We start from the raw sequence: 8,304 nt of genomic DNA on the forward strand, positions 1-8,304 counted from the left end.
TGCCGTTGTTGGAGTCGCTCCAGCTCGGCTTGGATTTGGCCAACGTGGGCCTGTTGTTGGTCGAGCTGCTGCAGGCGCTCTTGGAGCAGATCGGCTTTGAGTTTGGCACTGCGCGCCTGTTCCCGGCAGCGGTCGGCCAGCAAATCGTACTGCCCCAACTTGAGCATGTCGGCCAAGATCTGCTTGCGCTCGCCGGGACGCTTCAGGGTGAAGGCATCTGCTTGTCCTTGTCGCAGATAGGCGGAGTGAATAAAGGTCTCGTAGTCGAGGCTGAGCTGACTTTGAATGGCCTGTTGGGTGGCGCGCATGCCGCGGCGGGTTAGGCTGCGCCAGCGAGGTTGGCCGTCGGTTTCTCCGGTTTGAATTTGCCACTCCAGGGATCCCTCGCCCGATAGATGACGGCTGCGCAGGATGCGGTAGGTTTGTCCTCGCGAGCGGTAGATCACCTCTACCCAGGCTTCGCTGGCCCCCTTGCGGATGAGATCGCTGTCATTGCTAGCCCGGCTTTGCCCCCAAAGGCCCCAGGTGAGGGCATCGAGCAGGGCAGACTTGCCTGCCCCATTGGGGCCACAAATGCAGGCAGTATGGATCCCGCGCAGATCCAAAACGGCATGAGCATAACAGAGAAAATTGTGCAAGGTTAGGCGAACCGGGATCACGGAAAACTCTGAGGGGCTCTGGTTGCTGGAAAAAATGAGGTTGAGCCATTTGATCCAGAGTATCGCGTCAGCGGTGGGGAGCAACGAAGTGAGGAGAGAGGAGTGAGGATACTCCCTTCTCACTACTCTCCGTTCTTTTCTCTTTTCTCTCTTGTCTCTCTTGAGAGGGGATCCGATTGCATTAGCCGCTGACACAGTTGGGCAATCTGGGTGGGGCTAGCCTCATCCAGCCAGCGGTGAAAGGCTTGGGATTCCTGAAGGCGGCCCATCAGCAGCGTGGGGATCTGCTCCGGACTGTCCAGTTCCGCCAGCCACTGCCGGGGAAAGCCGGTTGCCGCAGCCAGATCCTCGGGATCCCGTCGGCCTGCTTGCCACAGCGCTTGCAGTTGGGCAATCTGCTGGGGGATCTGCTCCCTGGGGGAGGCAGAAGCGGCCAGGATCAGGGTTCGGGGCTGTACCTGTTGCAGCAGTTGTGCCAAGTCCGCCGGTAGCCAGGGCCAGCGGGCCAGTACCAGCTCTTTCCCTTTGGGTGGTGGAACAAAGTTCTCGGCCTCCTGCCCGTCGTAACAGATGGCCCCCTGCTGCGAATCCGGCAGGGGTTTCTGCCGAGAATCTTGGATCTGTAGGCGAGGGGCGGAAATGGTGGGTGCCTGCCACTCTCCCGCAGGGCGCACCGCCAGCACTTTGCCCTGCCAAGGCTGTCTGCCCCGGTCATCCGCCTCCAACTGTAGGGCGATGTCCAAAGCCTGGCATTTTTGCCAGCGCTCCAGCTCTTCTCCGGCTTGCCAAAACCACAGGGTACGGGATCCCAGCTCAAACTTCAGGTGGCGACCATTCTGAGAAATCCCCAACTTAACGCTGCCGCAGCGAACATTCATCAGGGCTACGACGGGGTTGGGGTTGCCGTGCCCAAAGGGCTGCAGAAGCTGCACCTGCCGATACACCTCATCCAGCTCTGCCACCCCGTCCCGGCCCTGAGAGGCCAGAAGCTCCCAATCGATGACGATCTCCACTGCTAAGGTGCGAGCCTGGTGATCTGGGCTGACCCGCGCGGCCAGCTCCCGCCGCAAAGCCAGTTGTACGGCGGCCAGGCAAGAGAGATCCACTTGGATCCCGGCTGCCATAGGGTGTCCACCTCCCCCCAGCAACAGGGGGCGCACAGCCTCGATGGCCTCCACCAGGTTCACCCCCGGCAGGGAACGGCCCGACCCATAGCCCCGTCCCGCTGCTTCGTCTTTGGCGATCAACACCGTTGGGCAGTGGTACTGCTCCACCAAGCGCGCCGCCGCGATCCCCAGAACCCCTGGGTTCCAGCCGGCTTCGGCCAAAACAATGGCTCCTTCTCGGGCCAGATCCATGCTCTCCACCTGTTGGCTGGCCTCTTGGATCACCTGCTGGGTGAGGTGCTTACGCTCCTCATTGAGGGCGACAAAGTGCTGCACCAGGGCCTGGGCGCGCTCTGGATCGGGGGTGGTCAGCAGCTCCACCGCCAGGCTGGCATCTTCCAGACGGCCAATTGCATTCAGCTTGGGAGCAAGGCGAAAGCCAACATCTTGGGCTGTTGGCAGCACGGATCCCTTGGGTTGGGCCTGATCCAACAAGGCCCGCAGCCCCAGCCGCTGGGTATTGGCCAGCACCGGCAGGCCCCGCTGCACCAAGTAGCGGCACTCCCGCTGCAACACCGCCACATCGGCCACAATTCCCACCGCCACCAAATCCAGGTGCTGCTCGACACCAGGGATCCCTAGGGCTTGGTAGAGCGCCTCCGCCAACTTGTAGGCCACTCCCACCCCCGGCAAGAAGCGCAGCGGATGTTCAGCCGGCAATCGCAAGGGGTTGACCACCGCATAGGCAGCGGGCAAGGGATCTGGCAGCATGTGGTGATCCGTCACGATCACATCCACCCCTTGGGCTTGGGCCATGGCAATTTCGGCGGTATTGCCCATGCCGCAATCCACCGTCAGGATCACTTGACAGCCCTGGGCCAGCACCTGCTGCAGCCGTTGAGGGTTGAGGCCGTGCCCTTCGGTACTGCGCAGCGGTATGGTGAACTGGACTCGGAAGCCCAAGGGTTGTAACGCCGAGAGCAGAAGACTGGTGCTGGTGACACCATCGCAGTCAAAGTCCCCCCAAATGCACAGGGTCTCTCCCCTTTCCCGCGCCTGTAGCAGCCGTGCCACCGCCCGCTCCAGATCTGGCAGGGATCCCGACGGTGTGGGGGAATAGTGTTCGGGATCCGCGAAGGCCCGCGCTTGCTCCCAAGTGTGCAGACCCCGCAGGGCCATCACCTTGGCCGCATACTTGCCGTATTCCCGGCTCAGTTGCGGATTGAACTGGGGGGGAGTGGGCAGCAGCTCCCAGCGGTATTCCATGCAAGCTCGACAGGGATAAAGGTTCCTAGGAGCCTATCAAAAACTGCCTGGGGAGAAAAGCAGCTTGGGATCCCCAAGAAGGCCTGGTGACCTGCTTATTGACAGCAGTGGGAAGCCACACAACAAGCGGAGGGGTGCTCGTGATTGTGGGTGGCACAGGCTTCGCTGCAGTAGAGTTGGCCTTCGTAGCGATAGCCTTGGCTGCTCTCGAAGCTGCAGTTGCAGTGTTCACAGGCGCAACGGACAAGGGTGCTGGCAGACATGATTTTCTCTCCTTCTTTCTCGTTTTTTCCTAGGGATCCTCTTGTCGAAGATCCGCGTCTCTACACCCTAGCGGTTGCTCGGCAACGATGCTGAAACAAGAATCAGACTCATTTGCGTCTGTAGCCATTCCAAATCACGGCAACACTCCCCTCTCCCTTTGGAACAGAGGCTGGGGGTGAGAGCCCGGGAAACCCTCTCAGATGGATTTGACCGGTCTGCGCGCCCCTTTCATAGCCCTACCTGTCCTCAGTTCCCAATAGGTGCTCGCCAGATCCGGCTGAGGTTAAGAGAATCCCATAGCCCCCCAGCCCATCATTGACTATGATGCGGGCGTGAGGTGTGAATAAGTACCTAAACAATGGCAACCCAACGCATTTGCTTTGCTCAAGTCTCAGATGTCCACCTGATGCCCGAGACAGGGTGCCGCTGTTGGTGGATGTCGGATTCCCCTCGCCGCCAGTTGGAAGCAGCCGTTGCCCATCTCAACCAGGTGCCCGATCTGCACTTCGTGGTGTTTACCGGGGATTTGGTGGATCAAGCGGATCCGGAGAGCTTTCAATCTTTCCAGGAGATTGTTGCCCAACTGCGGGTGCCCTATTACCTCAGCCTGGGCAACCACGATATCGACACCCTAGGGAGAAAGGGACGCTTCAACCGGGATCAGTTTATCCGTTGGTGCCAAAGCCAATTTCCCCTGTCCCCGGCTCCCACCGGTTACGTCGATTACAGCCTTTCCCCTCTGCCCGGGATCCGCTTGATTGCCCTCGACGCCAGCCTGGGACGCTTCCCTTTGCCTCAGGGCGTGCTCCGCCCCTCCCAACTGCACTGGCTGGACGAACATCTGCAAACGGTGCCGGAAGAATGGCTGATCCTGCTGATCCATCAGCCGCCCTTCATTGCTCCCACCCAAATGGACGCGGTTTTGTTTCGCAAGTACCGGCTCCTCAGCGAACCAGCCTCGGCACTACACGCTCTCCTGGCCCGCCACGGGCGAGTGGTGGCGGTGTTGAGTGGGCATCTGCATGTGCCGAAGGTGTATGTCCGCGATGGGATCCCCTACCTGACAGCACCTCCTCTGGTGGGGCCGGTTTCGGCTCTGCGGGTGTTTGAGCTGGAGGTGAACCCACGGCGAGGGGTGTTGCGCTACCACTGGGTTAAGTTGCCGGCATTGGATCCCAGCCCCCTCTGGCACGGCTTGGTAATGGGGATCCGACGGGATCGCTGGGGACAAATCCCTCTCCGGGCCAAGGGATCCCGCTCTCTCCCTCTGCCCGCTGCCGCCTGGTAATCAAAACCCCTAAAGCTTGACCGAATTAGTGTAGATTAAAAAAAGCAAAAATCGTCGAGTTCGGTGTCTTCCCCCTATGACAGCAAGCCTTTCTCCTTCTAGCCGCTGGGAGCTGGCGGCTCAAGCGCTGCGGGAGCAGTATCAACCTCAAGTGGCGTCCCTGAGCGAACGGTTTGAGCCTTTGTCGGCAAGCGACCTGCTCACCTGGGCGGTTGAAGAATTTGGAGATGGGCTGGTGCTGGCCTGTAGCTTTGGCCCGGAAGACCTAGTGCTGATCGATCTGCTCACGGCGATTAACCCCCGTGTTCGCGCTTTTTTTCTGGACACCGATTTTCACTTCCCGGAAACCCTACAACTGCGGGAGCAGGTGTTGGCGCGCTACCCCCACTTGCAACTGCAGATCTTCAAGCCCTTGCTTACCCCGGAAGAGCAAGCAGCTCAATACGGGCCAGAACTGTATCGCTCTAACCCCGACCTCTGCTGCAACATCCGCAAGGTGGAGCCCTTGAATCGTGCTCTGGCCGGTTGCACCACTTGGATTACAGGGATGCGTCGGGAACAATCCCCCACCCGCGCCGATATCGGCAAGGTGCAGTGGGACGGCAAGCGCAACCGCCTCAAACTCAACCCGCTGGCTGACTGGACAAATGGCCAAGTTTGGAAATACATCCTTGACCACGGGATCCCTTACAACCCCCTGCACGATCGCCACTACCCCAGTATCGGCTGCCTCCACTGCACTGCGCCTGTTGAGCCAGGGGCGGATCCCCGCTCTGGACGCTGGAAGGGCACAAGCAAAACCGAATGCGGCCTGCATACCTAACCCATGACTGCTTCCTCCATCCTTGAGGTGGCTCAGTTTGAAATTACCCCCGGCTCTGAAGCCGCCTTTGAAGCCGCCATCGCTCAAGCTTTCATCTATTTGCAGCAGACCGACGGCTACCAAGGGCACCAACTGCAGCGCTGTCTGGAGCACCCTCAGCAATACCTACTGCTCGTTCAGTGGGGATCCCTAGAGGCCCATCTGGTCAACTTTCGCCAATCGGAAAACTTTGTCCGCTGGCGTGCCCTCATCGGGCCCTACTTTGCTCGCCCACCCCAGGTGTTGCACTACCAGTTGCTGACCGGATCCCCTTTTTGATTTGAAATAGGGCACCTGTCCACTCTCCACCTAGGTTGACCCCAATGGGACAGGTTAAGATGTGATATTATTTGTTTCCGGCCTTCAGGCAGATGCACAGCGGCATCGCTCGTAGGGGCTGTTAACTCAGTGGTAGAGTACCACCTTGACACGGTGGGAGCCGCTGGTTCAATTCCAGCACAGCCCATGTCCTTGACAGAAGCTCACAAGACTCTGCTCTGGGAGCGGGTTACCGTGCTGGGCCGAGCCTTACCCTGCAGGTCTTGCGAAACTGGGGATCCCTCACCGCCACGGATTCTACTGGTAGATATGGGCCGCTTTTAGCATGTGGTAGGTGATCAGCAATTGAGTCAAAGCCAGGGGATAGCTCTGGAGCAGCTCGCCGGTGGTGCCGATCAATTGGCCGATATTGGGGTTTCCCTCTAAGCTACAGAACTTGCCCAGGTAAGGGATTTCGTTGCAGAGCATCCGCTCCAATTCGATCACTTGGCTGGCCGTAGCATGGGCATCAATCTGCAAAACATCGACGGGCTTGCCCATATCCCGATCCAAATCCAAACGAATGGCAGAGCTAAGGTGATTGTCGCGGGCATTGAGGATTTGCCAAAAATCTGGGTGAGGAATGGTGGGGCGCAGCACCAAGCGTGCATTCAGCAATACCTCGTCTTGGTCGGATCCCTCTTGGGGCGGGTAAAAGGTGACCACTACATCGGCCCATTGGCGCTGTGGACGAATAAAAGCCTCTGAGTCGGGTTCGCGCTTTTTGAGCTCTTCTCGCACTTGCTCTTCGGTATATCCGCGCTTGCGGGTGTCCCGCTTAATCTTCCAGAGGGCGCGTAGATGTTCGGGAGGGGCCAAATAAACCTTGACATCGTAGCTATCCCGCATACCACGGGTAAAGTAGCCCAGCAGCCCTTCGACAATCACGTATTTGTTGGGCTTGACATACTCTGGCGGGTCAAAGGTGCCGGTGCTGTGGTTGTAGACGGGCTTTAGGATCGGCTGGCCGGTGCGCAGGAGCGTCAGGTGCTGCTGAACGATATCCAGGTAGTTGCAGTCGGGATGGAGGGCTGTAATCCCCAGTTCAGCGCGTTGTTTGCGGTCGTAGCGGTGGTAGTCGTCGGTGCAGATGACAGTGACGTTTTCTTCCCCCAAGACTTGGGCAATGCCGCGGGTAAGGGTGGTCTTCCCAGCAGCACTATCGCCAACAATACCCAGAATAATCGGGCGCTGAGCCACGGATCCCTCTCCTGAATCGTGAACCTGGGGCGGAGAACTCCCAACAACACCGGCCAAACTCAACTTCGTTTCGACCTGCGGATGGCCCCGATCAGAGAACAGGGATTGTCGGTCAGCAAACGAAGTTAAGCAAGCATTATCGGCTCTGGAGGGTATTGGGGCAAGAGAACGTTACAGCTTTTTTCAGCGGAGCCCTATGGATCCCTATACTGGAGTAGAAGCACTGGAAGGCATCAAAGCAGCAAGGGTAGGATTAGGTCAGACCGCTAGAGGGGGAAGCAACCGATGGGATTGTTCGATCGGGTCAGCCGAATCATTAGATCCAATATCAATGCGCTGGTCAGCAGCGCCGAGGATCCGGAGAAAATCCTGAACCAGACCATTCAGGACATGTCTGAGGATCACTACCAGATGCGGCAAGCGGTTGCCCAGGCCATTGCTGCCCAGAAGCGGATAGAGCGGCAGTATGAGCAAGCACAGCAGAGTGTTGATGAGTGGCAAAGACGCGCCGAGTTGGCCCTGCGCAACAACAACGAAGCTTTGGCTCGGGAAGCGCTGGTGCGCAAGAAAACCTTTGCCGAGACTGCCCAAAGCCTGAAGCGGCAGTTGGATGAGCAGACTAAGCAGGTGGAGATCCTGAAGTCCAACATGACCAAGCTGGAGAGCAAGATCGCTGAGGCCAAGACCAAAAAGGACATGCTCATCGCTCGCGCCCGCGCCGCCAAGGCTTCCCAGCAAATCAATCAGGTTATCGGGCGGGTGGACGCCACAAGCGCCTTTGCTGCTTTTGAGCGTATGGAGGAGAAGGTGAACTCCCTGGAGGCCCAGTCGGCGGCAGTAGCCGAGCTGGCGGTAGACAATTTGGAAAACCAGTTTGCCGCTTTGGAGGCGGGTGGCTCGGATGTGGATCATGAGCTGCTGATGCTCAAGGCGTCGATTCAGGGTCAGTTGCCCTCTGGGGAGGCGAAGTCCTCAGGCCGACCTTCCACCGCAGGTGAGAGCGAGGTCGATCTGGAGTTGGAAAATTTGCGCAAGGAGATTGACCAGCTCTAACAGGCGGAATGTCGCTCTCCTCCGACTCTCAAGGCTTGCCGGGCTGAGTTTGGGCCGGGGGGTGGTAAGCTAACCAACAAGAACTCTGACAGCCCTTCTGCCGACCAGCAGGGCAAAGTCTGTCAGTAAAGCGTTCCACCTCGAGTGGCAGGGATCCCCAGAGGGTAATCAACCTGCGAAAGGGTCATAGCCTGCTTCCGGCAGGGCTGAGGTTAGTTTGCCTACGGTTTTGTGAGAGCATGACTCTAGTCAATAATAAGCTCAACTATACTGAAAATAATGTATAAT

8 protein-coding genes and 1 tRNA gene are annotated in these 8,304 nt (G+C 58.6%); 5 read left to right on the forward strand and 4 right to left on the reverse strand.

Annotated elements, in window-relative coordinates:
• The 3 genes from NW838_RS03625 to NW838_RS03635 all read right to left on the reverse strand — a co-directional run.
• Nucleotides 1-659 (reverse strand): AAA family ATPase (locus NW838_RS03625; protein WP_414427511.1); only part of this gene is annotated, 659 nt, incomplete at its 3' end.
• Between the two features lie 122 nt (nt 660-781).
• Nucleotides 782-3,031: a single-stranded-DNA-specific exonuclease RecJ gene (gene recJ, locus NW838_RS03630; protein WP_414427512.1), complete on the reverse strand. Its 2,250-nt coding sequence runs from the start codon at nt 3,029-3,031 to the stop codon at nt 782-784.
• 95 nt (nt 3,032-3,126) lie between these two features.
• Entirely contained in the window at nt 3,127-3,294 is a 168-nt protein-coding gene (locus NW838_RS03635) for a hypothetical protein (RefSeq protein WP_083757636.1), read from the reverse strand.
• A gap of 359 nt (nt 3,295-3,653) precedes the next feature.
• Here NW838_RS03635 and NW838_RS03640 point away from each other — a divergent pair, with 359 nt between their 5' ends.
• From NW838_RS03640 to NW838_RS03655, 4 genes are all read left to right on the forward strand, one after another.
• A complete protein-coding gene (locus tag NW838_RS03640; protein ID WP_414344230.1) occupies nt 3,654-4,583 on the forward strand; it encodes a metallophosphoesterase family protein in 930 nt (309 codons plus the stop codon).
• Between the two features lie 76 nt (nt 4,584-4,659).
• On the forward strand, nt 4,660-5,406 hold the full coding sequence (locus tag NW838_RS03645; protein WP_011432094.1) for a phosphoadenylyl-sulfate reductase: 747 nt from the start codon (nt 4,660-4,662) through the stop codon (nt 5,404-5,406).
• A 3-nt stretch (nt 5,407-5,409) separates the two neighbouring features.
• Nucleotides 5,410-5,724: an antibiotic biosynthesis monooxygenase family protein gene (locus NW838_RS03650; RefSeq protein ID WP_414344235.1), complete on the forward strand. Its 315-nt coding sequence runs from the start codon at nt 5,410-5,412 to the stop codon at nt 5,722-5,724.
• A 115-nt stretch (nt 5,725-5,839) separates the two neighbouring features.
• Nucleotides 5,840-5,911: transfer RNA gene (locus NW838_RS03655), tRNA-Val, on the forward strand.
• Nucleotides 5,912-6,021: 110 nt separating this feature from the next.
• On the opposite strand, the gene NW838_RS03660 is transcribed toward NW838_RS03655, so the two are convergent.
• Nucleotides 6,022-6,963: a phosphoribulokinase gene (locus NW838_RS03660; protein WP_011432096.1), complete on the reverse strand. Its 942-nt coding sequence runs from the start codon at nt 6,961-6,963 to the stop codon at nt 6,022-6,024.
• Between the two features lie 285 nt (nt 6,964-7,248).
• Between NW838_RS03660 and NW838_RS03665 the strand changes: the two genes are divergently transcribed.
• Nucleotides 7,249-8,016, forward strand: coding sequence for a PspA/IM30 family protein (locus tag NW838_RS03665; protein ID WP_414358372.1), 768 nt, complete (start codon nt 7,249-7,251; stop codon nt 8,014-8,016).
• Nucleotides 8,017-8,304 lie beyond the last annotated feature (288 nt).

Origin of the sequence: Synechococcus sp. R55.2, from assembly GCF_047462075.1 — a bacterium.
In the GTDB taxonomy this organism is placed as follows: domain Bacteria; phylum Cyanobacteriota; class Cyanobacteriia; order Thermostichales; family Thermostichaceae; genus Thermostichus.

What these genes read in the sequence shown, in the direction of transcription:
- recJ (WP_414427512.1), bottom strand. Translation starts at nt 3,031, where the DNA reads ATGGAATACCGCTGGGAGCTGCTGCCCACTCCCCCCCAGTTCAATCCG.
- NW838_RS03635 (WP_083757636.1), bottom strand. Translation starts at nt 3,294, where the DNA reads ATGTCTGCCAGCACCCTTGTCCGTTGCGCCTGTGAACACTGCAACTGC.
- NW838_RS03640 (WP_414344230.1), top strand. Translation starts at nt 3,654, where the DNA reads ATGGCAACCCAACGCATTTGCTTTGCTCAAGTCTCAGATGTCCACCTG.
- NW838_RS03645 (WP_011432094.1), top strand. Translation starts at nt 4,660, where the DNA reads ATGACAGCAAGCCTTTCTCCTTCTAGCCGCTGGGAGCTGGCGGCTCAA.
- NW838_RS03650 (WP_414344235.1), top strand. Translation starts at nt 5,410, where the DNA reads ATGACTGCTTCCTCCATCCTTGAGGTGGCTCAGTTTGAAATTACCCCC.
- NW838_RS03665 (WP_414358372.1), top strand. Translation starts at nt 7,249, where the DNA reads ATGGGATTGTTCGATCGGGTCAGCCGAATCATTAGATCCAATATCAAT.